Source organism: Geminicoccus sp. (assembly GCF_036263595.1).
Lineage (GTDB): Bacteria > Pseudomonadota > Alphaproteobacteria > Geminicoccales > Geminicoccaceae > Geminicoccus.
This window is the reverse complement of sequence record NZ_DATAGQ010000125.1, coordinates 1-22,892: the sequence shown is the minus strand read 5'-3', so window position 1 is coordinate 22,892 and position 22,892 is coordinate 1. Positions and strand designations below refer to the sequence as shown.

The 22,892-nt window shown below is 63.6% G+C and carries 29 protein-coding genes; 19 read left to right on the top strand and 10 right to left on the bottom strand.

What is annotated here, in order from left to right; all coding sequences use genetic code 11:
• Together VHL31_RS11675 and VHL31_RS11670 are read right to left on the bottom strand one after the other, a co-directional pair.
• Nucleotides 1–531: sugar ABC transporter permease (locus tag VHL31_RS11675; protein WP_329661388.1), on the bottom strand; the 531-nt coding region annotated here is incomplete at its 3' end.
• A 124-nt stretch (nt 532–655) separates the two neighbouring features.
• Nucleotides 656–1,996 (bottom strand): ABC transporter substrate-binding protein, encoded by a 1,341-nt coding sequence (locus VHL31_RS11670; RefSeq protein WP_329661387.1) that lies wholly within the window; start codon nt 1,994–1,996, stop codon nt 656–658.
• Between the two features lie 193 nt (nt 1,997–2,189).
• Here VHL31_RS11670 and VHL31_RS11665 point away from each other — a divergent pair, with 193 nt between their 5' ends.
• On the top strand, nt 2,190–2,981 hold the full coding sequence (locus tag VHL31_RS11665; protein WP_329661386.1) for a DeoR/GlpR family DNA-binding transcription regulator: 792 nt from the start codon (nt 2,190–2,192) through the stop codon (nt 2,979–2,981).
• Nucleotides 2,982–3,090: 109 nt separating this feature from the next.
• Nucleotides 3,091–4,524, top strand: coding sequence for a mannose-1-phosphate guanylyltransferase/mannose-6-phosphate isomerase (locus VHL31_RS11660; protein WP_329661385.1), 1,434 nt, complete (start codon nt 3,091–3,093; stop codon nt 4,522–4,524).
• Here VHL31_RS11660 and VHL31_RS11655 read toward each other — a convergent pair.
• Genes VHL31_RS11655 through VHL31_RS11640 form a run of 4 tightly spaced genes read right to left on the bottom strand, consistent with a single transcriptional unit; the run spans nt 4,484 to nt 8,509 of the window.
• A complete protein-coding gene (locus tag VHL31_RS11655; RefSeq protein ID WP_329661384.1) occupies nt 4,484–5,077 on the bottom strand; it encodes an NUDIX hydrolase in 594 nt (197 codons plus the stop codon). The genes VHL31_RS11660 and VHL31_RS11655 overlap by 41 nt on opposite strands.
• Nucleotides 5,074–5,841: a P-loop NTPase gene (locus VHL31_RS11650; RefSeq protein WP_329661383.1), complete on the bottom strand. Its 768-nt coding sequence runs from the start codon at nt 5,839–5,841 to the stop codon at nt 5,074–5,076. Before VHL31_RS11650 ends, VHL31_RS11655 begins: the two co-directional genes overlap by 4 nt.
• Nucleotides 5,838–6,770, bottom strand: a complete 933-nt coding sequence (locus VHL31_RS11645) for a hypothetical protein (protein ID WP_329661382.1) — start codon at nt 6,768–6,770, stop codon at nt 5,838–5,840. Before VHL31_RS11645 ends, VHL31_RS11650 begins: the two co-directional genes overlap by 4 nt.
• A 2-nt stretch (nt 6,771–6,772) precedes the next feature.
• Nucleotides 6,773–8,509, bottom strand: coding sequence for a flagellar biosynthesis protein FlhA (locus VHL31_RS11640; RefSeq protein WP_329661381.1), 1,737 nt, complete (start codon nt 8,507–8,509; stop codon nt 6,773–6,775).
• 114 nt (nt 8,510–8,623) lie between these two features.
• Between VHL31_RS11640 and VHL31_RS11635 the strand changes: the two genes are divergently transcribed.
• The 7 genes from VHL31_RS11635 (at nt 8,624) to VHL31_RS11605 (ending at nt 12,710) form a co-directional block, all read left to right on the top strand.
• A complete protein-coding gene (locus VHL31_RS11635; RefSeq protein WP_329661380.1) occupies nt 8,624–9,901 on the top strand; it encodes a tyrosine-type recombinase/integrase in 1,278 nt (425 codons plus the stop codon).
• A gap of 231 nt (nt 9,902–10,132) precedes the next feature.
• Nucleotides 10,133–10,549, top strand: a complete 417-nt coding sequence (locus VHL31_RS11630) for a hypothetical protein (RefSeq protein WP_329661379.1) — start codon at nt 10,133–10,135, stop codon at nt 10,547–10,549.
• Nucleotides 10,546–10,779 carry a hypothetical protein gene (locus tag VHL31_RS11625; RefSeq protein WP_329661378.1) on the top strand — a complete coding sequence of 78 codons (234 nt, stop codon included), beginning with the start codon at nt 10,546–10,548 and terminating at the stop codon, nt 10,777–10,779. The genes VHL31_RS11630 and VHL31_RS11625 overlap by 4 nt, the downstream gene beginning before the upstream one ends.
• Complete coding sequence (locus VHL31_RS11620) at nt 10,776–11,249, top strand: hypothetical protein (protein ID WP_329661377.1); 474 nt, start codon at nt 10,776–10,778, stop codon at nt 11,247–11,249. Before VHL31_RS11625 ends, VHL31_RS11620 begins: the two co-directional genes overlap by 4 nt.
• The gene (locus VHL31_RS11615; protein WP_329661376.1) at nt 11,246–11,518 is read left to right on the top strand and encodes a hypothetical protein; all 273 of its coding nucleotides are present in this window, start codon (nt 11,246–11,248) and stop codon (nt 11,516–11,518) included. The genes VHL31_RS11620 and VHL31_RS11615 overlap by 4 nt, the downstream gene beginning before the upstream one ends.
• 122 nt (nt 11,519–11,640) lie before the next feature.
• Nucleotides 11,641–12,408 carry a hypothetical protein gene (locus tag VHL31_RS11610; protein ID WP_329661375.1) on the top strand — a complete coding sequence of 256 codons (768 nt, stop codon included), beginning with the start codon at nt 11,641–11,643 and terminating at the stop codon, nt 12,406–12,408.
• Nucleotides 12,409–12,515: 107 nt separating this feature from the next.
• Nucleotides 12,516–12,710, top strand: a complete 195-nt coding sequence (locus VHL31_RS11605; protein ID WP_329661374.1) for a helix-turn-helix domain-containing protein — start codon at nt 12,516–12,518, stop codon at nt 12,708–12,710.
• Between the two features lie 383 nt (nt 12,711–13,093).
• Here VHL31_RS11605 and VHL31_RS11600 read toward each other — a convergent pair whose 3' ends face one another.
• Nucleotides 13,094–13,231, bottom strand: a complete 138-nt coding sequence (locus VHL31_RS11600; protein ID WP_329661373.1) for a hypothetical protein — start codon at nt 13,229–13,231, stop codon at nt 13,094–13,096.
• Here VHL31_RS11600 and VHL31_RS27150 point away from each other — a divergent pair.
• From VHL31_RS27150 to VHL31_RS11550, 10 genes are all read left to right on the top strand, one after another.
• Nucleotides 13,220–13,909, top strand: coding sequence for a DUF7146 domain-containing protein (locus VHL31_RS27150; protein WP_422653675.1), 690 nt, complete (start codon nt 13,220–13,222; stop codon nt 13,907–13,909). The two genes, VHL31_RS11600 and VHL31_RS27150, sit on opposite strands and share 12 nt — an antisense overlap.
• Nucleotides 13,906–15,036 (top strand): AAA family ATPase, encoded by a 1,131-nt coding sequence (locus VHL31_RS11590; protein WP_329661371.1) that lies wholly within the window; start codon nt 13,906–13,908, stop codon nt 15,034–15,036. The genes VHL31_RS27150 and VHL31_RS11590 overlap by 4 nt, the downstream gene beginning before the upstream one ends.
• Nucleotides 15,037–15,131: 95 nt before the next feature.
• Nucleotides 15,132–15,320: a hypothetical protein gene (locus VHL31_RS11585; protein ID WP_329661370.1), complete on the top strand. Its 189-nt coding sequence runs from the start codon at nt 15,132–15,134 to the stop codon at nt 15,318–15,320.
• A complete protein-coding gene (locus tag VHL31_RS11580; protein ID WP_329661369.1) occupies nt 15,317–15,727 on the top strand; it encodes a hypothetical protein in 411 nt (136 codons plus the stop codon). The genes VHL31_RS11585 and VHL31_RS11580 overlap by 4 nt, the downstream gene beginning before the upstream one ends.
• Nucleotides 15,724–15,948, top strand: a complete 225-nt coding sequence (locus VHL31_RS11575) for a hypothetical protein (protein WP_329661368.1) — start codon at nt 15,724–15,726, stop codon at nt 15,946–15,948. Before VHL31_RS11580 ends, VHL31_RS11575 begins: the two co-directional genes overlap by 4 nt.
• Nucleotides 15,945–16,190, top strand: a complete 246-nt coding sequence (locus VHL31_RS11570; RefSeq protein ID WP_329661367.1) for a hypothetical protein — start codon at nt 15,945–15,947, stop codon at nt 16,188–16,190. Before VHL31_RS11575 ends, VHL31_RS11570 begins: the two co-directional genes overlap by 4 nt.
• Nucleotides 16,187–16,867: a hypothetical protein gene (locus VHL31_RS11565; protein WP_329661366.1), complete on the top strand. Its 681-nt coding sequence runs from the start codon at nt 16,187–16,189 to the stop codon at nt 16,865–16,867. The genes VHL31_RS11570 and VHL31_RS11565 overlap by 4 nt, the downstream gene beginning before the upstream one ends.
• 2 nt (nt 16,868–16,869) lie before the next feature.
• Nucleotides 16,870–17,217, top strand: a complete 348-nt coding sequence (locus tag VHL31_RS11560; RefSeq protein WP_329661365.1) for a hypothetical protein — start codon at nt 16,870–16,872, stop codon at nt 17,215–17,217.
• 128 nt (nt 17,218–17,345) lie between these two features.
• Complete coding sequence (locus VHL31_RS11555) at nt 17,346–17,885, top strand: hypothetical protein (RefSeq protein WP_329661364.1); 540 nt, start codon at nt 17,346–17,348, stop codon at nt 17,883–17,885.
• 8 nt (nt 17,886–17,893) lie between these two features.
• Nucleotides 17,894–18,358 carry a hypothetical protein gene (locus VHL31_RS11550; RefSeq protein WP_329661363.1) on the top strand — a complete coding sequence of 155 codons (465 nt, stop codon included), beginning with the start codon at nt 17,894–17,896 and terminating at the stop codon, nt 18,356–18,358.
• Nucleotides 18,359–18,622: 264 nt separating this feature from the next.
• Here the strand turns inward: VHL31_RS11550 and VHL31_RS11545 are convergent, their stop codons facing one another.
• The 3 genes from VHL31_RS11545 to VHL31_RS11535 all read right to left on the bottom strand — a co-directional run.
• Nucleotides 18,623–20,182, bottom strand: a complete 1,560-nt coding sequence (locus tag VHL31_RS11545; protein ID WP_329661362.1) for a hypothetical protein — start codon at nt 20,180–20,182, stop codon at nt 18,623–18,625.
• Nucleotides 20,082–21,470: an O-antigen ligase family protein gene (locus VHL31_RS11540; RefSeq protein ID WP_329661361.1), complete on the bottom strand. Its 1,389-nt coding sequence runs from the start codon at nt 21,468–21,470 to the stop codon at nt 20,082–20,084. Before VHL31_RS11540 ends, VHL31_RS11545 begins: the two co-directional genes overlap by 101 nt.
• 60 nt (nt 21,471–21,530) lie before the next feature.
• Nucleotides 21,531–22,892: glycosyltransferase (locus VHL31_RS11535; protein WP_329661360.1), on the bottom strand; the 1,362-nt coding region annotated here is incomplete at its 5' end.

Sequence of the window (22,892 nt, the reverse complement as noted above, 5' to 3'; positions counted from 1 at the left end):
CTCGCCCAGCGAGCGCGGGATGGTCTGAAGGCCGGCCAGGAGCAGCAGCGCCATGAACGGCGTGGTCTTCCAGACATCGGCGATGACGATGGTGAGCAGCGCCCGATCGGGGTCGCTGTACCAGCCGATATGCGAATCAATGACGCCCAGGCCGATCAGCGTGTGGTTGACCAGCCCGTTCTGGCCGTCGAACAGCCACCCGAACATCTTCGAGCTCACCACGGTCGGGATCGCCCAGGGCACCAGCATGGCGGCGCGCACGAGGCCGCGGCCGGCGAACCACTCGTGGAGCACCAGCGCCATGGCGAGACCCAGGATCGTCTCGGCGAAGGTGGAAGCGCCGGTGAACACGAGGGTGTGGCGCCAGGCGTTCCAGAACTGGGCGTCCTCGACCAGGGTGATGTAGTTGGCCCAGCCGACGAAGGCATCCTCAGGGAAGATCAGGGTCGTGTCGCGGGCGGAGAGCCACAGGCCCTCGAGGATCGGCTGGACCGACACGGCCAGCAGGGTCAGCGCCGTGGGCAGGAGCAACAGGAGTGGCCAGGCCCAGCCGGGCAGGCGCCATCGCCTGCCCGGCTGGGGGCGGCTGCCCGCCGGTCGCCATCTGTCCGCAGGCATCATGAGCGACCGGGGTGCTGGGGGCAGGACGATGGGTTCAGGCGACGATCTTCTCGATCTTTTCCTGCGCCGCCTTCAAGGAGCCCTGGACGTCGCCGGACACGATGGCCCGGCTGACCTCCGACTGCAGGGCCAGGGTCACCTGGGCGTATTTCGGCGTCACCGGCCGCCCCGTGGCCCCCACGAACACGTCCTTGAGCGACTGCATGAAGGGCTGGCTCTTGCCGAGCTCCGGGTCGTCGAACACGGCTGGGCGGGTTGGTGCCAGGCCCATGCCGGTGGCAAAGCGCAACTGGGTCGGTGCCGAGGACATCCAGGTCACGAACTCCAGCGCCGCATCGCGGTTCTTCGACGAGGCGTTCACGCCGTACTGGTAGCCGCCAAGGGCAGCGGCACTGCGCCCGCCCTCGAAATGGGGAAGCGGTGCCACGCCGACCTTGCCGACCACGCTCGATTCCGACGCGTCCTGGGCGATGCTCCAGACATAGGACCAGTTGCGCAGGAAAAGGGACTGGCCGGCGGTGAACGGCCGGCGCGACGGCTCCTCGTCCCAGCTCAGCACGTCCTGGGGCGTGATCTTGTGGGTGTAGATGGTGTCGTGCATGAACTGCACGGCCTCGACCACCTCGGGCGAGCTGACCGTCACGGTCCTGCCGTCAGGACCCAGGATCGCGCCGTTATTGGAGGTGATGAACGAGACGAGGTCGCAGACCAGGACCTCGGCCTGCTTGGCCTGCCACAGGAAGCCGAAGCGCGCCTTGCCGGCCTCCATGACCTTCTTCGAACTGTCGACCAGCTCCATCCAGGTCTTGGGCGGCTTGGCGCCGATCTCCTGGAGCAGGTCGGTCCGGTAGTAGAGCATGCCCGAATCGACCATCCAGGGCAGGGCGGTGAGCTTGCCACTTACGGTGCAGGCAGCGACCAGGCCATCGAAATATTTCTTGCGCGCGGCGGCATTGATGGCGTCGTCCAGCGGTGCTGCCCAGCCGGCTGCCGCGAACTCGGCGATCCAGACGATGTCCTGGGTGAACACGTCGGGCGAGCCGTTGCGGCGCGCCAGCTGCTGGACCAGGGCCTGGTGGACTTCGGTCGAGGCGCTGGGCGGCGGCAGCTCCAGGAAGGTGACGTGCACCCGTTCCTGCGACTGGTTGAACTCGTCGACGATCTGGCCGATGCCGTGCTTGCCGAAGAACTTGGCGCTGGCGAACGTGATCTCCGTGCGACCTTGCGCGCGTGCAGGGCGGGGTGCCGAGGCCAGCAGCGCGCCGGCACCGAGCGCAGCGCCGGCACTGCGGATGAGCCCGCGGCGATCAAGCGCACTTCCTTCCTGGGGGACGACGGTCGGAGAAGGGGTCTTCGACATCGACGGATCGGACATCTTCAGCTCCCTGATTGTCGTCTTCGCTGGACGACGCCGTTGTTGTTCTCGTGCCGCATTGATGCCGGCATCGGACGCGGCTTCGTGCCGCTTTTTGCATCTTTCAGCGGAAATCTACCGGTTGGCCGGTGGCGGCGTCAAGCGATCCCAGCTAAGGTCGGAGCATGATCCATCCCATCCACGGAGCGGCGCGGTGAGCGAGACCGACCTCCGCGACACCCTGCCGGCCAAGCGCCGGGCCGAGCTCGTGCGGCTGGTCCGTGCCCGCGGCCAAGTGACCGTCACCGAGCTGTCCAGCCTGTTCGACATTTCCGTCGATACCGTCCGGCGCGACCTCGACCATCTTGCCGAGCGCGGCCTTCTCGCCCGCACCCATGGCGGTGCGGTCGCGTCCGGCGACCTCGTCACCCAGGACACGCCGTTCGCCGAGCGCCTGGTGCGGCAGAAGACCGCAAAGGCCCGCATCGCCCGGGCCGTCGCCGGCCTGATCAGCGATGGCGAGACGCTCCTGATCAACGGCGGCTCGACGACCCGTGCCGTCGCGGCCGAACTCGGCGCCCGCCGCAACCTGACGATCGTGACCAACAACCTGGCCGTGCCGCAGGTCCTGCCGGCCGAGGCGTGCCGCGACATCTATGTGATGGGCGGGCAGTACCGGAACGAGGCGCAGGTGACGGTGGGCGAGGTGCGCTTCGCGTTCGCGGCCGGCATCAATGTCGACACCGCCCTGATCGGCGTCGGCGGCATCAGTGCTGAGCGGGGGCTGTCCACCACCTCGATCGCCGAGGCGGTGATGATCGCCGACATGATCAAGACCGCCAAGCGCACCATGGTCCTGGTGGATTCCAGCAAGTTCGGCCACGACTCCTTCGCTGATATCGGCCCATTGTCGCATGCGCACATGGTGGTCACCGACGAACTCCCGCCGCCGGAGCTCGCCGCGGCCCTGGCGGAGAGCAAGGTCGACTTGGTCGTGGCGCCATAGCGGGATCCGGCCGGGCATCCTATGCTGTCCTGCAGCATTCTGTCGGTTGACCCGGACCGGTGGCGTCGTCTAGCGCCGGGCCAGCATCTCAGATCGGATCAGGCTGCCCATGGGTAATCCCGTCCTCGTTCCCGTCGTCCTGGCCGGCGGCTCCGGTACCCGGCTCTGGCCGATCAGCCGCAGCGCCTATCCCAAGCATCTGGTCGAGATCTTCGGCGACGAATCGCTGCTGCAGGCGACCATCCGTCGTGCGCTGGCTGTGGCGAGGCCCGACCATGTCCTGACGATCGGAGCGGCCGCCCAGGCCTTCCTGATCGGTCGGCAGCTGGCGGAGATCGACCCGGGCTTGAGGTCGGGCCTCGTCCTGGAACCGTCCGGCCGCAATACCGCCGCTGCGATCGCCCTGGCGGCCCTGATCGCCGTCGAGCGAAACCAGGGCGAGGCGGTCCTGTGGATCTGCCCTTCGGATCATCTGATCCAGGACGAGCACGCCTTGCTGGAGGCGGTTCGGGCCGGCGCGCTCGCGGCCGCCCGCGGCGACCTGGTGACGTTCGGGATCCGCCCGTCCCGGCCGGAGACAGGCTATGGCTATATCCGCCTGGGTGCGGCCGATCCCGTGCTGGCATCCGTGCTCAAGGTCGACCGGTTCGTCGAGAAGCCGCCGCGCGACGAGGCCGAGGCCATGCTGAAGGCGGGCGGGCATGTCTGGAACTCCGGCATGTTCCTGTTCCGCGCCGACCGGCTCCTGGCCGAGCTTGCCCGTTTCGAGCCACAACTGGTCGAAGATGCGAAGGCGGCGCTGGCGGCCGGGGAGCAGGCGCCCGCCATCGTGCCCGAGGCAGCGCGCTGGGCCGCCGTCCGCTCCGTGCCGATCGACAAGGCGGTGATGGAGCGTTCCGAGCGCGTGGTCTGCGTGCCCTGCGATCCCCAATGGTCGGACGTCGGTTCCTGGCAGGCGATCTGGGAGCTGATGGATCGCGATCACGACGGCAACGCCACGACGGGCGACGTCCTGCTGGAGGACGCCCACAACAACCTGGTGCGTAGCGAACGGCGTCTGGTGGCGCTGGCCGGCGTGTCCGACCTCGTGGTGGTCGAGACCGCCGATGCCGTGCTGGTGGCCGACCGCGTCCAGTCCGAGCAGATCAAGACGCTGGTGTCCCTGCTGGCCTCCGCCAACCGGCGCGAGGCCACGGTGCATGCCAGCGAGGTCCGCCCGTGGGGCAAGCTCACCGCGCTGGCGCAAGGACCGGGCTTCCGGGTGCGGGAGCTGTGCGTCGACCCGGGCGCCCGCCTGTCACGGCAGCGCCATCCGGGGCGCAGCGAGCACTGGATCATCGTCGCCGGCGAGGCCGCGGTGGAACTGGACGAGGACCTGCAGCATCTGGAGCCGGGTGCCGTGGTCAGTGTCCCCGCCGGTGCCGTCCACCGCCTGTCCAACCCGGCCGACACGCCGCTCCGGCTGATCGAGGTAGCCTTGGGCGGCGACCTGGATGACACCCTCACCCAGCGCCTGGATCCTCCCGAGGGTGGCCGGCACTGATCATCGCCGACGGCTGCAGGCCGTTTGGGGGCCCGGCCGAGGGTTCTTGCGCCGCGGTCGCCAGTGCCGGCGCCGTGCGGCGCATCGACAGCCAGGTCGCGAGAACCGGATGGAGATCCGGCCGCCTACGCAGGCTCTCGGTGTCCATCCAGTCTGCGGCGATGACCTCGGCGCCGTCCAGCTGAAGAACCGGTGGTTCATCGAAGCCAACGGTGAACAGGTGCACCCGCAGCCGCCGGCATTCGTGAACCAGCTTGATGCTGCCCTCCGGGTGGAGCCGGTCGGGCGCGAGCCGAAGGCCTGTTTCTTCGGCCAGCTCGCGAGCGGCGCCTGCGGCCGGCCGCTCGTCTGGCCGCAGGCCACCACCCACAAGTCCCAGCCCCTTGCGGAACGACTGGCGGACGACCAGAACGCGATTGCCGCTGACGGCCGCCACGGCCGTCCCCTCGGCCGATTGCGGCACTGCCCACCACCAGACCCTGGCGAGCGGATAGCCCAGGCGGAAGACGGTCCGCTTTGCCAGCTTGACGACCGCGCCGGCGAACCCGCTCATGCCGGTTGCGCCGAACGCTCGGGATGGTCGATCAGCCGGCGGGCGAGGCGCAGAATGTCCTGAGCGACCTTGCTGGTCGGGTGACGGGACAGGAGCGGCGTCTGGCTCTTCAAAGCTTCGGGCACCCGCGGATCGCGATGCACGATGCCCAGGAGCGGCGGCTGCTTGGCGAGAAAATGGACACAGACACGGCGAAGGGCCGCATAGGTTGCCTGCCCGGATGGCTCGCTTTCCGCCATGTTGACGATGATCTCGTGCTGCAGGGGTTGGTCGCGCGTCACCTTGATGAAGGCATAGGCATCCGCCAAGGCCGACGGCTCGTCTGAGGTCACTACGAGCGCGCGGTCGGCAAGGCCGGCGAAACGGCGCACGGATCCTTCAAGACCGCCGCCAAGGTCCAGGATGGTCGTGTCGAAGTCCTGACTCAAGGCGGCGACGTCGCAGGTCAGCCGATCGAGGGTCGCGTGGCTCGCCTGGCCGACCGTGCCGCTGCCGGAGCGCCCAGGCGCCACGGTGATGCCCGTCCGATCGTCCCGCACCAGCGTGTCCGCCAGGGCGGCCCGGCCGGCCACCACGTCGCCCAGATCCGCCTGCTTGTGCAGCCCCAGCTGCAGATCGACGTTGGCGGCGGAGAGATCGGCATCGAACAGAAGCACCGATCGGCCCGCCTGGGCCAACGCCTGGGCGATCCCGACGGCCAGGAAGGTGCGGCCGACGCCGCCCTTGCCGGACGCCAGCGCCAGGATGGGACGAGCGGCGGTCATGGCGCCTCTCCCTGGCCCGCCTTGCTCATCAGAAGACGCGCCAGGCCGATCGCCGTCAGCGGCTTCAGTCCGCTGCCGATCACCGGGCCGATGCCTGCGGCCGCCAAGGCCGGTCCGGCCTGGGCCGCGGCCAGCACCCCGCCCAGCCGCCGTGCATTGTCCAGGCGCGAAATGACCATCCGGCGGCAACCCAATGCTGCGAAATTGCCGACGATGTCGGCGGACTCGCCGGCCGAGATTCCGGCCGGCAAGACGAGGAGCATCTCGGCGCGCAGAGCGTGGGCGAGTTCGGCCAGACGCATCATTTCCTGCGACTGGAACGGGTTGATGCCTTGGCTGTCGACCAGGATCGGTCCGTCGCCGTCCGACGACATGGGGCCGAAGGCTCGCGGGTCCAGGCCCGATGGCTGCAGGTGGAGCGGGCGCAGGAGATCCGCCAGCTGGCCGAGGCCGCCCGCTCGGGCCAAATCGGTCGAGAATACACGGGGACGGCGATCGGCCAGCACCAGGGCCGTAGCCAGCTTTGCCACCGTGACCGATTTGCCTGCACCGTTCGGGCCCACCACCATCAGCGGCCTTGCCGGCACCGTCAGTTCGGCGAATGGCAGGATCGCCTGCAAGGCCAGGCCCAGTCCCTGGACCGGGTCGTGGCAGCGCTCGGCCCGGATGGTGGCCAGCACCTTCTGGATCAGGTCCTGGTCCGCCTCGTGCCAGCGCAGCACGTCATGCACCTTGCCGGTGTCCGGCTCGGGAAGGTCCGCGCGCAGGAGGTTCTCGAGGTCGACCCCCGGATCGGGTGCCGCCGCAGTGACGCTCACTCCGTTGCGGTCCTCCCGGGTCGCGACGATCACGGCCTGCTCGCCGAACTCGGCCGCGACCCGGGCGATCGCCTCGGAGGCGGTCTTGGCGTGGAATACGCGTAGCAGCATGGTCAGACCTGCCCCATCGTCTTGATCCGGGCCTTAGGGTGGATTTCGTTCTGTGAAAGCACGCCGGTGCTCGCCCGGAACCGTTCGATCAGCGAACGGACATAGGGTCGAAGAGCAGGCGTGGTCACCAGCACCGGAAGCTCGCCCCTAAGGGCCAGTGCTTCGAATGTCTCGCGAACCCCGCGGATGAACTGATGCAGCCGCTCCGGTGCGATCGCCAGCTGCCGTTCCTCGCCGCTGCCGACCAGGGCCTCGCCCAAGGCCTGCTCCCAGGCCGGGGAAAGGGTCACGATCGGGATATAGCCGCCTTCACCGGTGAACATGGTGCTGATCTGCCGGGCAAGGCGGCCGCGGACATGCTCCACGATCAGGACGGTGTTCTGGGTGTGGATCAGGGCCTCTCCCACCGCCTCCAGGATGGTCGGCAGGTCCCGGATGGAAATGCGCTCGGCCAGCAGGCCCTGCAGGACGCGGTGGATCCCGCCCATGGAGATCCGGCCGGGGATCAGGTCCTGCACCAGCTTCTGCCACTCCGGCGGCAACTCGCCCAGCAGCTTCTGGGTCTCCGCATAGGTGAGCAGATCCGCGAGATTGTCCTTGACCAGCTCGGTCAGGTGGGTCGTGACGACCGTGGCGGGATCGACGACGGTCAGGCCGCGAAAGCTCGCCTCCTCGCGCAGGGCGGGGCTGATCCACGTGGCCTGCAGGCCGAAAGTCGGCTCGGTGGTGGCTTCGCCTGGCAGGGTGATCGGGCGTCCCTGCGGGTCCATCACCAGCAGCATGGATGCGCGGATGTCGCCGCGACCAGCTTCCATCTCCTTGATCTTCAGCGTGTAGCTGTTGGCCGGGAGCTGGATGTTGTCCTGGATGCGGACCGACGGCAGCACGAAGCCGAGCTCGATGGCGAGTTGGCGCCGCAGCGCCTTGATCTGGTCGGTCAGCCTTGGCGAGGCAGTTTCCCCGATCAGGCCCAGCAGGCCATAGCCGAGCTCGAGCCTGATCGGATCCATCAGAAGGACAGCAGAGATCGGCTCGTCGCCCGACGCCGGCTGCGGTGCCAGAGCCTCCGGCTCGGCCGCCTTCCGGACGCGCCTGGCCGTGGCCCAGGCGGCAAAGCCACTCGCTCCCCCGATCAGCAGGAACACGACGGTCGGCAGGCCAGGCAGGGCCGCCAGGATGAAGCTGATCGCGGCCGTCATGCCAAGGGCACGCGGATGGGCGCCAAGCTGGCGGATCAGTGCGACGTCGGTGCGTCCCTCCACGCCGGCCTTGGACACAAGCAGGCCAGCCGCCACCGAGACGACCAGGGCAGGCACCTGCGAGACCAAGCCGTCGCCGATGGTCAGAAGGGTGAAGGTGTGGGCGGCATCGAGCGCGCTCATGTCCATCTGGGCCACGCCGATGATCAGCCCGCCCACCAGGTTGATGCCGGTGATCAGCAGACCCGCCACGGCATCGCCGCGCACGAACTTCGCCGCACCGTCCATCGCGCCGAAGAAGGCGCTCTCCTCCTCGAGCTCCTTGCGCCGCCGACGCGCGGTCTGCTCGTCGATCAGGCCGGCGGACAGGTCGGCGTCGATCGCCATCTGCTTGCCGGGCATGGCGTCGAGGGAGAATCTCGCCCCCACTTCGGCGATGCGGCCGGAGCCCTTGGTGATGACCACGAAGTTCACGATCACCAGGATCGCGAACACGATGACGCCGATCACGAAGTTCCCCTGCATGAGGAACAACTGCATCCGAAACCGTCCCGCAATGTCCGGCAAGCCGCTCTGACAGAAGCATCTTTGTTCTTGCACGTCCGGCAGGATCCGCGATTATCCGTTTAGGACAAGTACAGGATGTAGCTACTGATGGCCCGTGCGCCGCGTGATCGTCGCTTGGAGAACCGGACCGCACGGGCCGAGCTCAAGCCGCGCAAGGAGCCATACTGGTCGAAGATCAGTCCTGGCTGCCTGATCGGCTACTACCGAGCTCGCAGTACCCCGACTGGAACCTGGTTTGCCAAGTTTCGCCCCGTCGGGGCCAAAGGGATCACGTACAAGGCCGAGAAGCTGGGTGCAGCCGACGACGTCGTTGATGCCAACGGCCAGGACATCCTCTCCTGGGTGCAGGCCAACGAGAAGGCGCGGCCGTGGTTCGAGCAGGAGAAGCGGCTGGCTGCGGGCGGTGGAGCCGAGCCTGTTACCGTTGAGCGCGCTATTTCCGTATACCTGGACAATCTGAAAGCCCGCGGCTCCGACATTCGCTACGCGAAGTCGATGCTGCACAAGCACGTTCCGGCCGTACTTCAAGCGCGGAAGATCATGACGGTGAGTTCCGCTGAATGGATGGACCTCCGAAATGGGTTGATCCGGCTGAGCGATGATCCCGAGCGCGTCCGCGCGTCGCGATCCAATGCTAATCGCATCATCACTTCCTTGCGGGCGGCGCTGAACCTTGCTCGCCAACAGCGCCCTCACGAGCTGCCATCGGATGACCCGTGGCGAACGGGCCTGCAAGCATTCCCGAATGCGGCGGGCTCGCGCAACGTCTTCTTGTCTGCCGACGAAATCCGGAACCTGCTCGCCAGCATCGATGAGCGGCACTTCCATGACCTCGTGTATGCGCTGGCATCGTGCGGTGCGAGATACGGCGAGATTGCTGCCTGCCGGGTAGAGGATGCGCACCTCGATGCGAAGGAGGGACCCCGCCTGCACCTGCCTAAAGGCAAGACCGGTCCGCGTACGATTGCGGTCACCGAAGAGCTGCGAGTGCTGCTGGCACGCTTGGTGTCAGGACGACGGGGATCAGAGCCGCTGTTCACCAAGCCTGATGGTACCGCATGGGGACGGGACAACCAGACCAAGCCCATGAAGCAGGCAGTGAAGTCGGCAGGGTTGAATCCTGAAGTCACGGTCTACAGCCTGCGGCACTCATGGATCGCTGCTGCACTGATGGCCGGTGTGGAAGTCCGGATCGTCGCCGGCCACTGCGGCACCTCAGTCGCGATGATCGAGCAGACCTACTCGAAGTTTATCGGAAGGCACTCGGGCGAACTGATCCGCAAGAGCGGGCCAAAGCTCACGCAGCCTGACCAGAACGTCATCGTCCTGTCGGCGGATCGGGAGGAACGGCCAAAGACAGGGTGACGATGCGCGCCCGGCGTATTCCGGGCTCATCGACCGGACGGAGCACAGGTTTGGCGACTTCGCTCCGCCCGGTCATGCTGAAGGATCAGCGGCATGGTGGTTACCACAGTAGCCAAGCTGGCGCCACGCGACGATGTGCGTGCGCAGCCTATCGATGAGGCAAAAGAATCCTCTGCATTCGTAAGGGCAGGCACTGACAGAACTGCCAGAAGCGGGGGAGGATCGCGCAGGATGCTCCTGGCTGTTTTTGCCGGCGCCGGCGTCGCCGCGGCCCTCCCTGTGCCCGAGCTTCCCGCTCAAATAGCTCCTACCGGCGGCAACGGCCTTCTAGGGCTCTGGTATGAGCGCTGCCGCCACCTCCAGGTTTGGCTGGACTATGGTGAGAGCAGAGATCGCGCGCACGAGCAGGTGCTCTATCGCGCCTGGGCGGACCTGGACCACCAGATCATCCACACCCGCGCTCTGACGCTGGAAGACCTGCAGGCCAAGCTCGCCCTGCAGCGCGACTGGCTCGAGGTCGCAGCAGATGAGGTCGTCACCTACCCAGGTGATCTCGACCACCAAGAGAGCGAACTCGACGCCGACGCGTTCCTGATTCTGTCGATCATCAGCTACATCGAGCGGATGTTCCAGGGAGAGCTGGCATGAGCAAGAAGCAGAACTCTCTCGACCTCAAGCTCGCCTTCGATCCAGCCGGGCTGCTCTTCGACCTGCGCGGCCTGGCTTCAATCATGGAGATGATGGGTCCCACCCCGTCCTGCATTGGCGAGCAGGAGATGTGCGCGCTGGCCAGCAGCCTGCGCGGAATCCTGATCTCCAGCGGGCTGGAACGGGCAGCTGGAGTGGATGCCCCTGCAGCGCCGGGAGATTCGGCATGACCAGGACCAAGGCACCTAAGACGATCAAGCATGAGGAACGTGTCCCGGTGCAGGTGGATCCTGCCCTCCAGCGCGCGATGGCGCGACCGGGGCCGTGGAGCTGGAGGATCCAGCAGGTGGAACTCGATCTCTCTGATGCCGCATCAGCTTATAGCCGTGGGATGAAGGGTGCGGTCGATTCATCTGCCCTTGCTGCTGTTCGTGCCGTCTCCAAGCGCTGCGCTGATCGTGCCTTCACACAGGCGCTTTCGTACCTGGATGAGGCAGCAGCCTGCGTGGTGGATACGCCGCGCGCCCGGCTGATGATGAACAGCCTCATCGATACCGTGCTTCGGGGCCTGGACGTGAGCGATCCGCAGGTTGCGGCGCGAATTACGCTGATCGAACAGCAGATAGACGGTGAGGCTCCGCCAGTGGTGAGCATGCCAAGCCGTAAGCTGGCGATTGTTGGCGGGAGGGACGTGGGATGACCAGGACCAACCAGCCGGATCCCGATCGCCTTCCCGACTTCACTAAAGTGGACGCGGTCCAGTTCGTAGATGCACTCAACGAGGCCTGGTGCAGGTCCGTGCAGCTCAAGCTCCTGCTGGCCGGCATGGTGCTGCCCAGGCGTGGTACCCCGAGTGCCGAGCTCACCAAGCTCGAGGCGGCGTGGGCCCTGTCGGAGGAAGCTGTCTACGGGCTGGGTCAGGTCAAGGAGGCGCTCGGAGCCTCAGACAAAGAGACGACTCTAGATTAAGGCTGCATCACGATCTTTAGGTCGTCCTGGCCCACTAGGGCGACCTCTTCCTTCATTGCAGCATCAAGTTGGGCCTAGCAACACTAATCTAGTAGCGAGTAGAATTTCAAGAAGGTGCTGTCATGGACAGAGAATTGTCAGCTGCGGAATACCGAAGAAAACTTCGCAAATTACTAGATACTGTAGGAGTTGATAATCTCAATAAGATCTACCCTGAGGCGCCAAGCTGGATATTTCCTCTGCAGGCTGCTGACGGTGTTTCCATCAGTGATGCAATCTCGCGATTTGATGAAGTAGATCATCTAATCCGCAGCGTTCTATCCTTGTACAACTGGCCACAACCGGTTGTGGAAGATGGCTACATCATAGAACCACGCGGTTTCTATATTGAGCACGATGAAGAAAGTCTTGAGGCAGCTAGTCCTAACTGGATACCACAGCCCGGCCAGAAGATACGGAACTTCTATGGCTTTGAAAGCAATCAGATCCTTGATCTCCGAGAGTGGGGGTTAAATGCTCTGCAGGCTTTGGCAGTAGTCAAGGAAGCCATCAAGGTTGGCAACGCCCCAGCTGCGGCAATGGCTGCAGGAACTGCTCTTGGCTTCGCGCACATGATTGAGCAAATGCTCCAAATCAGCGACATGGTGCGTGGAAGCAGAAGGCAAGCAAGAGTTGGAAGGTCACGTCGGAAAATCAATCCTTTTAAAGAGATGCCGCTCGAAATACCTGTGTTCACAATACCCGACAAGCCGCCAGAAGGTCATGCAACTTTGATAAGCGCTGCAAGAGAAGTAGCCAAATCTACTGGCGAAGATCCAAGGTCAATCGTGCGCAGATGGAACCGCAAGGGCATTCGCTCCCCAAGGCCCATTCGCACGCCTCGAAGATGAACACGAGAATGTGATCTCGGACATTGTGAATGTCTGAATTGCATGAGGTGTAGTGGAGGGTTTGTCCGGACGCGACCGCATCCGGCGGAACTTCCAGGAGCGACCCTATGGGTGTGCCGCACGACCTCATTAGTGTTCGCATCGAAGATGCTGTAAAAATGACCGGCATCTCGCGCACGGTCTTGTACGAATTGATCAAGACCAACGAACTCGAGACGGTAAAGATCGGCCGGGCTCGTCTCGTTCCCATCACGTCGTTGAAGGCGCTGGTTTCCAGGAACGTCACCAAGTCTGCCGCCTGAGCGGCCGGAGACGAACACATGACTGTCGAAATAGAAGGGGCCGCCTCTGGCAAGGCGACCCCAAGCGACGAACACGGTCTGGAACATAGCAGGCTGCCGCCTTCACCGGAAGCTTCAACCGCTCGCGCTCGTCTTCAGCTGATTGCTCGGCATAGGCGTGTGACTGATCCCTCTTCTTCGGGCCGGATGATCCGCCAACTCATGGCGGAGGTCGAGGCTGATCTGTTCAGGCTCTCGCGCTGGCGCCGCATCAGCGAGGACACGCCCATTGCAGAGTGGCGTGCATGAGCGCGGCCCTTGCAGCAAGCCAGATAGCCAAGCTGCTCGGCGGCCATCGCTCGGGAGGCTCCTGGCTCTGCCGGTGTCCCGCACATGACGATCGTTCACCCAGCCTGGCCGTATCCGATGGCCATGACGGTCGCCTCCTCCTGCACTGCTTCACCGGCTGCGACTATCGAGACATCCGGCAGGCGCTGGTCGACAAGGGGCTCGTCGAGGATGATGAAACCATGCGTCGTCATCGGCGGAGCCCGGCCGCCTCACCAGCAAAGCAACAGGCCAAGCCACTCGAGCTTGATTGCTTGCGGCTCACCGATGCGGTTGGCATCTTTCGAGCTTCAGCAGCGATCACGGCCGCCGATCCTGCTGGACGCTACCTCACAGGCCGCGGCTGCATCATTCCGCCTGATGGCAGCCACCTCCGTTGGATCGACGGTCACCGTCACCCGAGCGGGCATGTTGGCCCAGCGCTGGTGGCTTTGGCCACGAGTGCCACCACCGGGGAGCCGCAGACGCTGCACCGCACGTGGATTGACGCGACACGTCTCGGCCAGAAGGCACCGATCGAGAAGCCCCGTCTTCTGTTCAGCGGCCTGCCAAAGGCGGGTGCAGTGGTGCGGCTATTTCCGGACGAGGACACTCTGGAAGGCCTCGCGATCGGCGAAGGCATCGAGACGTGTCTTGCTGCCGCTCAAGGCTTCACCCCGATCTGGAGTGTGCTCGACGCTGGCAACCTGGCTGCCTTCCAAATCCTCCCAGGTGTCGAGGCGCTCACGATCATCGTCGACCATGATCCTGCCGGTCTGAAGGCGGCAGAGCAGTGCGCCAGGCGGTGGCACGAGACTGGACGCGAAGTCCGTGGCTGGTGCCCGCCTGCCAAGGGCGAGGACGCGGCAGACTTTTTGGCGAGGGCGGCATGAGTATCGCTGCCGACAGAATGCGTGCCGTGCTCGACGAGGCGCCGCGTTATGAGCCGGCCGACGATGATGTGCTCGTGCACTTGCGCGGCAAGGCTCGCGAACTCACTACCGTATGGTCCGACGAGTACCAGTTGATCCTGAGCGAACCCGGGCTCGTTGATGGCCTTCTACCCAGCGAAGGCATGACCGTCCTGTACGCTGAGAGCGGTGCAGGCAAGACGTTCGTTGCGGTCGATCTCTCCTGCTGCATCGCGACTGGGCGCAGTTGGCGCAGAATGGATGTCGATCCAGGCATCGTCATCTACGTGGCGGCCGAGGCTCCGGAAAGCGTCCAGCGCCGACTGTATGCCTGGAGGAGGCATCACAAGGTCGACCACCTGCCGGTACTAGTCGTGCATTCGACGATCAACTTCCTCGACACCAGCGACACTGACGCAGTCATCGCCAAGGCTAAAGCGATCGCAGAGAGCCATGGTCCCGTGAAGTTGACCGTGGTCGATACGCTCGCGCGCGCCATGGTCGGCAATGAAAATGCCCCGGACGACATGGGCGCCTTCGTGGCTGCGTGCGGGAAGATCCGTGAGGCCACTGGCGGACATGTGCTCGTCGTCCATCACTGCGGCAAAGACTTGGCGAGGGGCGCACGTGGCCACTCATCGCTGCGTGCTGCCACCGACGTCGAGTTGGAGATCACCAACGTCGACGGCGTCGGCGTGATCCGGGTCGGGAAGAACCGAGACGAAAGCGGCGAAGCGACCTTCGGCTTTGTCCTCGACGTCATCGAGCTTGGGATCAACTCAAGGGGTCGAACGGTCACAACCTGCGTGGCCAGGGCTGTCGAAGCTCCGCAAGCACAGGAAAAGCGGCGGGAGTTGGGGCCCAACGAGAAGATCGTCTTCGACGCTCTCGCTGCTGCTCTGACCGACCACGGCCAAGTAGCGGCCGCATCGCATGACATACGCCCGGGCACGAGAGTGGTGCCGACTGAGAAGTGGCAGGAAGCCGCGCTCCGATACCTCCCGCACCCTGAACTTAAGCGGAAGACAGAAGCGTTCACCCGCTCCCTCACCTCGCTCGTCGCGCACAGTCACGTCCGGCACGTCGGAGGATTTGCATGGATACCCTGAGCGCGTCGGCCGCATCGGCGGTCGGGTCGCATGGTCGCATGTCTAAAGACCCATGCGACCCGTGCGACCTCCCTCCACCGGCCGCGCCAAGTCGCGTGCGACCTCATGCGACCCATGCGGCCGCAATTATCGGTGAAGCCAACCTCCGTGGCTGGCACCTCTTCCTGCTCGGCGGGCAGCCCATGCTGCTGGCACCGGTGGCGAGCCTGAGCCCGGCACTGGTGGATCGGCTGCTGCAGTTCAGCCCGGGCCTCTCCCACCTCCTTCACGAGATCCTGCCATGACGTGCCAGTGCGCGAGCTGCCTGCTCGCCCGGCTGCAGGGGATCGGCAGCCTGCTCGGCCGTGGCCGTACGGGCATGGCTGCAACTGCGCTGCAGACGGTGACCGCCGAGCTTGGTGAGTATGTCGCCAAGGCCAAAGCCGCGGCTCCGGTTCGGCACCCAGTCAGGCAACTCACTGGTGCTGCCATGGCCATCCAGCGAGCCGAGCGCCTCAGGCATCTGCTGGCTGCCCGTCCGGAGCTGCAGGCCGAAGCCGCCAAGGTTCTCCGTGTGCGTCCCGCTGACATCGAGGCCATCAGCGAGGGGCGCGTCCTGCTCACCCCCCAGAACTGGCGGAAGCTGTTTGACGCGCTGGAGCCAGCTGAGCGGCCGACAGATCCCACCCTGGTGCAGGGAGACATGACATGAGGCTGGAACGTCGCCTGGTCGCAGCTCGCCTCATGGGGCGGCGCTTGGCCGACTCCCTGAGGATCGGCGACTACGACGATGCGCTGGAGACGATCTGGCGTCTGCGCAGGTCGCTGCACCGCTCGGCTGCTCAGCTGGCCAGGCTCGAAGCCAGGCTCGATCCGTCGCTGGACCAGTACGGAGAGCGCCGTCGCTTCAACGCACAGGACGAGCTGCCATGACCACCCATCAGGGCCGCCTGCCAACACCGATGATCCTGTTCGGCATCGCCTTTCTCGCCATCGGCTTGGCCCTGCTGGCTGCCGCCGGTGCCGACCAGCGCCAGGTACGGCGCCTGCTGGGTGCCCTGCTCCGGCAAGGCTCGCTGCCACCCGTGCGCGGCTCGCCTCAACAGCGCCGGCGCCACAGCAGCCTCTACTCACCACGCCCTAGCAGGCCCCTTCACATCGGATACCGATCATGACTTCTGTCACTCTTCCTGCCTCCCTCGCCACCGCCATCAAGCAGGCCGAGGATCTCGAGGCCCGCATCAGCCGCACGCAGGCAGCGCTTGCCGCCGCAGCCGACCGCCTCGAACGCGCCGGCTCGGAACTGGCTCAGGCCGAGATCGAACGTGACGCCCTGGCTGCTGCCCGTGACCTTGCCCTGGCTGCCATCGAGATGGGTGAGCAGCCCGAAGAGGACGTGCCCAGCATCGAGAAGAAGCTGGCCACGCTGACCAAGCGGGCCACCGCCGCACGCGCAGAGAAGGAAACCGCGGCCGGCACCGAGCGTGGTCTGCGGGCACGCCTTGCCCGCGAGGTGGCCGAGCGGGTCGAGCTGGCGAGCAGGATCGAAGACGCCCAGAAGGACGCCTGGATCGCCCTGCGCGATGCCGCCGAGCTGGTCTTCGACGAGATCGCCGAGCTGATCGCCGCCAGGCTCGGGCCGATCGTGGCTGCCGAGGCCGCGGTGGGTGGGCACCATGTCCGGAGCAACCTCAGGGCGGTGATGCTGCCCAGCCGTGGGGGTGACCACCCGGTCAGGCACTACCTCGTCCAGGCGGCGATCCAGAAGACCGCACCACCTGCCGCCTTCCAGGATGCAGGCGCCATCATCCGCCGGCTCGCTCGCCCGATCGAGCAGGACAAGGCTGCCTGACCATGCGCCGCCGCCCACCCAAGCCGGTGATTGATGAGGCCCTCCTTCGGGAGGGCCAACGGCGCAGTGACGATCTGATCGAGGAGGTGGCGCTATCCCTTCGCGATGCCGATCGCCTGGATGCAGACCTTCAGGTCCGGCTCGTCGCCCTGAAGACTGCAGCAGTACGTGCGGCAGGTTGTGTGCCTGATCTGCAGATGGCGGCTCTGGCAGCGGCCAGGGAAGCCGCGGAACGAGCGGCTGGCGAGGAAGGCTGCAGCCTCCTCGAACGGGTCAGATGTGGTGACTGGATGGTGGGGCAGGTCGCGCGCGACTTCCACACGCCGACCTTACCGATCAAGCCGCACTGATGATGATCCTAGATAGGAATCTTTTGGGTCCTTCCTGGCTTCCGTCGCAATGCGGTGGTGCGCGGCCCGATGCTTTCCTAGTCACAGAATTTTCCACGATGTTCCACCACAGCCGAAAGGAGTCCTAGATGGCGATGTCGCGCACGAGCTGGTCGGTCAGTGGGCTGGCCACAGAGTTCAACCTCGACCGCCGCACCGTGGCCAAGCGACTGGAGGGCGTGATCCCGGTCGATCTCGCCCCCGACGGCTCCCCACGCTGGAGCTTGTCGGATGCTGCTCCGGCCTTGCTCAACCCAAGGGAGCCCCGCTCTTTGCCGAACCGGCCGCCACCGCCAGGCGCTGAGATCCTGCTCAAGATCCCGAACGACGTGCACGGGGGCTACGCGAGCGCCTGGCTGGACATCGCAGCGAACATCCGGCCGGTGGTGGCCAGCGCACTGATGATGTCTGGCCTATCGCTGAAGGACGCCAAGCGCTGCACCACCAATGTCCACGCCTTTCTGGTCCGCTACGGCGACCAGAACATGCGGAAGTCTGGCGCGCTGCCCAAGAGCCAGGACGACGAGATGGACTGGGTGCCGGTCGACTTCATCCAGGAGCCAAACTGGCAGGGCCTCGTGGAGATGGCCAGGCAGGAACGGACCAAGCAGGCCACGGGAGCCGACTGAGCATGGCCATGACCCAGAGAGCCTGGTCGGTGAACGGCCTGGCTGCGGAGCTCGGCCTGGACCGGCGGACGGTGGCCAAGAGGCTGGCGCTGGCGACCCCACACAGCGTGGCTCCGGACGGCTCACCACGATGGCTATTGCCCGAAGCGGTCAAGGCCCTCTTCGCCATCCAGGACGACCGCCGGCGCATCGACTTCGACGAGGCGCGCCAGCGCAAGGTGGCGGCTGAAGCGCAGCTGGCCGAGCTGGAACTAGCCCGGCAGCGGGGCGAGGTCGTGGCGATCGAGGATGTCGGGGTGGAACTGGAGCAGCGCTATGCCGCCGTCCGCGCGCGGCTCATGGCGATGCCGCCCAAACTGGCGCCGCTCTTGTGTCCCGACGAGCCGGCCACAGCACAGAGCATGATTGAGGCAGCGGTGGTCGAGGCCCTGGCAGAGCTGTCGGAGCGCGAGCTGGATGGTTTGGAACATTAGCTCGCGGATGTCGAGCGTTGCCTATGGCGGGTGGCACCCTCGACATGCCCCTAGCTGTAGATGACGATGTATCCGATGCTTTTTTCCTGCCAACCTTGTCGAGCAGTAAGTCCTCTATCGCCCGACGACTGCGCCCCTAAGCAGATAGCATTACCAGGCGGAGCAGAATGCCTGTTTAGAGGCAAGCGCGCAGTTAGTGAATACCATGGACTGCCAGCGCAGAATACCCGCAGCGGCGCGCGGCGAAGCCTTAAGCTTCCAGTATCAATGTGGAGGGCAAAAGCTATTCGGCGCCGGGTTTGTCCACTGCCAAGCCCGCATATTGCTGTCTGGTGGCAGATCCAGCTCTACAAGTCTTTTCTCAACCAGATCAGCGAAATCATCTGGCACCTTGCCTGGATCACGCCACCTGTAGACGTCCGAGACGACCAATGCGGATTGATGACATTCCAGCACTTCCTGTAATGCACGGGGATGCTCGAATGTCCGCACACCCGTTCGGCGGTCTCTGACAATGGGCTCCTTGGGGTATCTGAGCGTAACCTCGTGGTACAACGAGTGATTGACGGCATAGTCTATTCTACCGAACGCATAGAGTGCCTCTAACTCGCTGCTACTGATAAGAATATCTGCTTCCTTCGCTATCGGAGCGAGTACCTCCGCCGTTCCAGCCCAATCGGCTGGTGGCCGCTCTGGCGGCACCGTGATCCCCAATGCTAAGGTCAAGGCACGTACCGAAGCCGCATTACCCAGAACAACAAAGGCAAGAGAAGCAGCAACCACAGCACGTGCAAGCGCCGAAGTTGGCCACTGCAGGTCCAACTCCTTGATGTACTGCCAGATACCGACAAGGCCCAGCGCCCATACGAGGTTCAGCCACGGAACCAAGTAGGCGATGTAGCGCGTGGCCTTCAAACCTGCGCCAGCTTGGAACAGGAGACCTACCCCGGCAATGGTGACAGCACTATCTGCGAGGTTAGGCGCCAGCCGACGCCCTATGAGCCAAAGAACACCAGTAAGCGGCCAGAGCGTCGGGTAATACAGCAGCAGGTAACGGTGATAGAACAGCGGAGAGTTCGCGTGCTCCGCTGCCCAGGGTACGACCAAGCGGTACCTGCCCCACAAGAACAAACCAATGCCGCTAATAAGCAATCCAAGAAGTACAATTGCACCAATGATAGCAACGACCGCCACGACACGAAACACCGTTGCACGAGGTAACTCAACCAGAACATTCCGGCCAGCTACCAGTATTCCTGCCAGCGCAATAGGTGCAAGAAGCTCGACTTGAAGGAGGGCGATGGCTACAGTCGAGATCAGCAGCAAGCAAGCGGTGATCAATCGGTATCTTCTGGGGCTCTCCGGAAGAGAAGCTTCGAAGACTGAGGCAAAGAAGATTCCGACCAGCAAGGCCATGAGGCCATACCACCGGACGAAGGTAGCCACCTCGATCAAGAACGGGGAAAGAATGCAGAGGGTCACCCAGGTGTAGCCTAAGGCAAGCCCAAAGCGGTTGGTCAGCCACCACCCGCCTAAGAGAACGAGCGCAACAGTGGGAATGAGCGCGGTAAGCCGGGCGACAGCTAGATGTTCACCAAACAGATCGACGAGTTGCGCAACTGACCATGTAATGGGCGCTCCTCTTAGGTATATGCCATCCGCGCCGATCTGATAGGAGCCCGTTTCGAGCCAGCCCCGTGCAGCCAGCAGATGGTAAAGTTCGTCAAAGCGTGTGGGCTGGAAGAGTGCCCCGCCCCACAGAAACGTCATCATCAATGCGAGCACTAAGGCGACGACGTATGGTGCTGAACCCCTGTCGATCATCCTCGATCTCATGGTCATCGCCGGCATCATCGTCTTCATGTGCATCGACCGTCACCTTCGAGAATGATGCAACGTGTTCAGCAAGAGGGCGGATCAGCAACAAGCCCATGGTGAAAAAGAAGGGACGGTTCTCTCCTAGATCACCGGATGTCCCAGCATTTATCCACATGTTCAGCGCCATCAGCAATGCAGCGAGCAAAAAAGGATCCTGCCGAAGTCGAGCAAGAGTGATGAAGCGAATGCAGGCAAAACACATGAGGGTGAACAAGATCAATCCGACCACGCCCATTTCACCGACGACTTCGAGTGGAAGCGAATGAGGATGATGCCGGATGTCGACCCCATAGGTTAAGATAGGCCAGGCACCGACACCATGGCCGAGAATTGGCGCTTGATCGCCAAGTTCAAGGAACTCCCAGAACTGTGTCTCTCTGCGCTGATCGGAGACACCTTGATTGTCTGAGAAGAGCCTCGAGAACCTGTTCAGGGTCGTGGCAGTTCGAGCAAGATCTGGATCCAGCAGCACCCAGAGGATGGCTGCAACGACCGCAGCAAGGCCAGCTAACAGGATGAGATGTCCACGTTTGATGAGAACCCGCTTTCCGCGCAAGAGTACGCCGAGAGGCAGGATCATCATGACGGGGATGAGTGCCGACAAAAGAGGCCCCTTGCCCCCGCCGAAGAGCAACACCCAGATGTAGAAGGAAAGCAGCGGTAAAAGAGCCAGGTTCACCTTGCTGGCGAGGCGTTCTTGTGTCGCAAGATAGGCAAAGATCGTCATGGAAGCTAGGCCACAAACTCGGCCATAGCCCAAGTAGTCATCTCCACCATTGATAAGAACAATGCGGCCAGGGCCGATCCTTATGACCTCCATCAAGACCATCACGGCAAGGATGAAGGCAAAGACGTTCAAGCAGACCATGAAGCGGAAGAACCGCTCACGTGAGTTGGCGATGACAAGGGCCCCCGCTATGATCGCAAGCCCATCGAGAAACGTAACCGCTAAAAGCTTCTCCCGCGCATAGACGGCTCCAGGAGTCCAGATAAGGCTTATCCACATCCAGGCAACGAAGATACAAAAACTGGTGAACACGATGAAGCCCGGAACGTAGAGGCGCTCTGTGCTGATAATCCAGATACCAATCGCGAACGAGACAACGCCAAAAATAACTAGCGGATCTACCGGGAACAGAGGCTGCAGAACTGGATTAGCCTTATATCGACCAGCGAAGAGGAACAGCAGGAAGGCGGTTTCGAAGGAGAAGATGACCTGGACGAACAGGGGCAAACGCTGTCTAGGCAGCATAGTGACGGAAGGAAAGAGCGTTTCGGCTCGCACAAGCGTTCCTTAGAAGAAGATGCGGCGGAGCCCGCCCAGAGCCCCCGTCGGCCGTAATGCCAAGCCACGATATATCGAATCGAGCCGAGCTGCCTCTAGATCCCAATTGAACTTCTCTTCGACAAGCTGGCGGCCTCGGTTGGCCATCGCCTGACGGCGTGGGCGATCGAGCATGAGACTACGGATCGCAGCTATGGTTGAAGGAGTATCCTCCGGATCCACACAGATGCCTACGCCATGGCCAACAACCAGGGCGCGCCAGACGGGAAAGTCAGAGCAGACAATCGGGATACCTGCGGCCATGTACTCAAAGAACTTCGTAAGTTCTTTTCTGCGGTAGTGATCTGAGTCTGGAAAGATGGCCAAGCCGAGGATCGGCTTTCGCTGATACACCTGCATGATCCCCTCATAATGGATCCAATGACCAGCTCCCTCGATCTGCAGATTCACAGCGCCCCGTGCGCGCTCGCGCATCTCCTTGACCAGACCGCGTGAAACGATGCCCACCGTCTGCACAGTGATGTCAGGCATCTCCCGTGCAAGATCCGCATAGAACAGTGCTCCTCGTTGCCGCACAAGGCCACCCGCATAGAGCAGGGTCGGGGCTTCTGCACCAGCACCATAAGACGGCACTTCATTATCATTTATGACTGGAAAATCAGTCAACCTGGGATAATTAAGAACCTCGATTCCCTTGCCCAGTATTTCAACATAATATTTTTCTGCGATTACGATAATGAAGAAATGCTTTACGACATGCTCGAGGCAGCGAAGCAGAAAGGCGACCACGGCCGCCATCAACCTCGGAAGATAGATCGCTCTGTTAATCCCGGTGCGGAAGTCTTCGTGCACATCATAAACGATTGGTTGCCCGCGCAGGAGAAGCAAAAACATCCAAGGGATCAGGTCCGGGCTGTGGAAGTGATAGACATCTGCCGGGGTACGCCATGCCTTGCAGAGAACTGCAAAGGCGGTCCACGTCGTGCGCATGAAGCGCGACCGGGGCCTGTTGACCAGCTTGAAGTTGACATGTGCTACTGGTTCGGGCGCTTCATTGGCCGGCAGGATAACAGTCACCTCGTGCCCCAGCTTTCCTAGCGATATACATTCCTTTCTTATTACCCGCACATCATCGGCGCGATGTGTTGTGGACAAATGAACAAGTTTCATCGCTGCACCGCACGCAAAGGAATCGTGGACGGTAGAGAGCCCGGTCCGTAGTGTCTCATCTGTTCTCTTAACCTCCTTGTCTTGCGGTCTGGACTGATCCAGGCTGTGGATGGGAGGAAGGGCAATGGCATCAGCAGCACGCAGGGTGGTGGCGAAGGACCCGCACGAGAAGCTGGCGCATCGGCGGATGACGGTGCTGGA

Coding starts and splice junctions, on each gene's coding strand:
- VHL31_RS11555 (WP_329661364.1), top strand. CDS start 17,346: ATGGCGATGTCGCGCACGAGCTGGTCGGTCAGTGGGCTGGCCACAGAG.
- VHL31_RS11545 (WP_329661362.1), bottom strand. CDS start 20,182: ATGATCGACAGGGGTTCAGCACCATACGTCGTCGCCTTAGTGCTCGCA.
- VHL31_RS11650 (WP_329661383.1), bottom strand. CDS start 5,841: ATGACCGCCGCTCGTCCCATCCTGGCGCTGGCGTCCGGCAAGGGCGGC.
- VHL31_RS11615 (WP_329661376.1), top strand. CDS start 11,246: ATGACCAGGACCAACCAGCCGGATCCCGATCGCCTTCCCGACTTCACT.
- VHL31_RS11570 (WP_329661367.1), top strand. CDS start 15,945: ATGACCACCCATCAGGGCCGCCTGCCAACACCGATGATCCTGTTCGGC.
- VHL31_RS27150 (WP_422653675.1), top strand. CDS start 13,220: ATGCGTCGTCATCGGCGGAGCCCGGCCGCCTCACCAGCAAAGCAACAG.
- VHL31_RS11625 (WP_329661378.1), top strand. CDS start 10,546: ATGAGCAAGAAGCAGAACTCTCTCGACCTCAAGCTCGCCTTCGATCCA.
- VHL31_RS11605 (WP_329661374.1), top strand. CDS start 12,516: ATGGGTGTGCCGCACGACCTCATTAGTGTTCGCATCGAAGATGCTGTA.
- VHL31_RS11655 (WP_329661384.1), bottom strand. CDS start 5,077: ATGAGCGGGTTCGCCGGCGCGGTCGTCAAGCTGGCAAAGCGGACCGTC.
- VHL31_RS11580 (WP_329661369.1), top strand. CDS start 15,317: ATGACGTGCCAGTGCGCGAGCTGCCTGCTCGCCCGGCTGCAGGGGATC.
- VHL31_RS11640 (WP_329661381.1), bottom strand. CDS start 8,509: ATGCAGTTGTTCCTCATGCAGGGGAACTTCGTGATCGGCGTCATCGTG.
- VHL31_RS11630 (WP_329661379.1), top strand. CDS start 10,133: ATGCTCCTGGCTGTTTTTGCCGGCGCCGGCGTCGCCGCGGCCCTCCCT.
- VHL31_RS11610 (WP_329661375.1), top strand. CDS start 11,641: ATGGACAGAGAATTGTCAGCTGCGGAATACCGAAGAAAACTTCGCAAA.
- VHL31_RS11635 (WP_329661380.1), top strand. CDS start 8,624: ATGGCCCGTGCGCCGCGTGATCGTCGCTTGGAGAACCGGACCGCACGG.
- VHL31_RS11670 (WP_329661387.1), bottom strand. CDS start 1,996: ATGTCCGATCCGTCGATGTCGAAGACCCCTTCTCCGACCGTCGTCCCC.
- VHL31_RS11620 (WP_329661377.1), top strand. CDS start 10,776: ATGACCAGGACCAAGGCACCTAAGACGATCAAGCATGAGGAACGTGTC.
- VHL31_RS11560 (WP_329661365.1), top strand. CDS start 16,870: ATGCGCCGCCGCCCACCCAAGCCGGTGATTGATGAGGCCCTCCTTCGG.
- VHL31_RS11575 (WP_329661368.1), top strand. CDS start 15,724: ATGAGGCTGGAACGTCGCCTGGTCGCAGCTCGCCTCATGGGGCGGCGC.
- VHL31_RS11600 (WP_329661373.1), bottom strand. CDS start 13,231: ATGACGACGCATGGTTTCATCATCCTCGACGAGCCCCTTGTCGACCAG.
- VHL31_RS11590 (WP_329661371.1), top strand. CDS start 13,906: ATGAGTATCGCTGCCGACAGAATGCGTGCCGTGCTCGACGAGGCGCCG.
- VHL31_RS11550 (WP_329661363.1), top strand. CDS start 17,894: ATGACCCAGAGAGCCTGGTCGGTGAACGGCCTGGCTGCGGAGCTCGGC.
- VHL31_RS11645 (WP_329661382.1), bottom strand. CDS start 6,770: ATGCTGCTACGCGTATTCCACGCCAAGACCGCCTCCGAGGCGATCGCC.
- VHL31_RS11660 (WP_329661385.1), top strand. CDS start 3,091: ATGGGTAATCCCGTCCTCGTTCCCGTCGTCCTGGCCGGCGGCTCCGGT.
- VHL31_RS11565 (WP_329661366.1), top strand. CDS start 16,187: ATGACTTCTGTCACTCTTCCTGCCTCCCTCGCCACCGCCATCAAGCAG.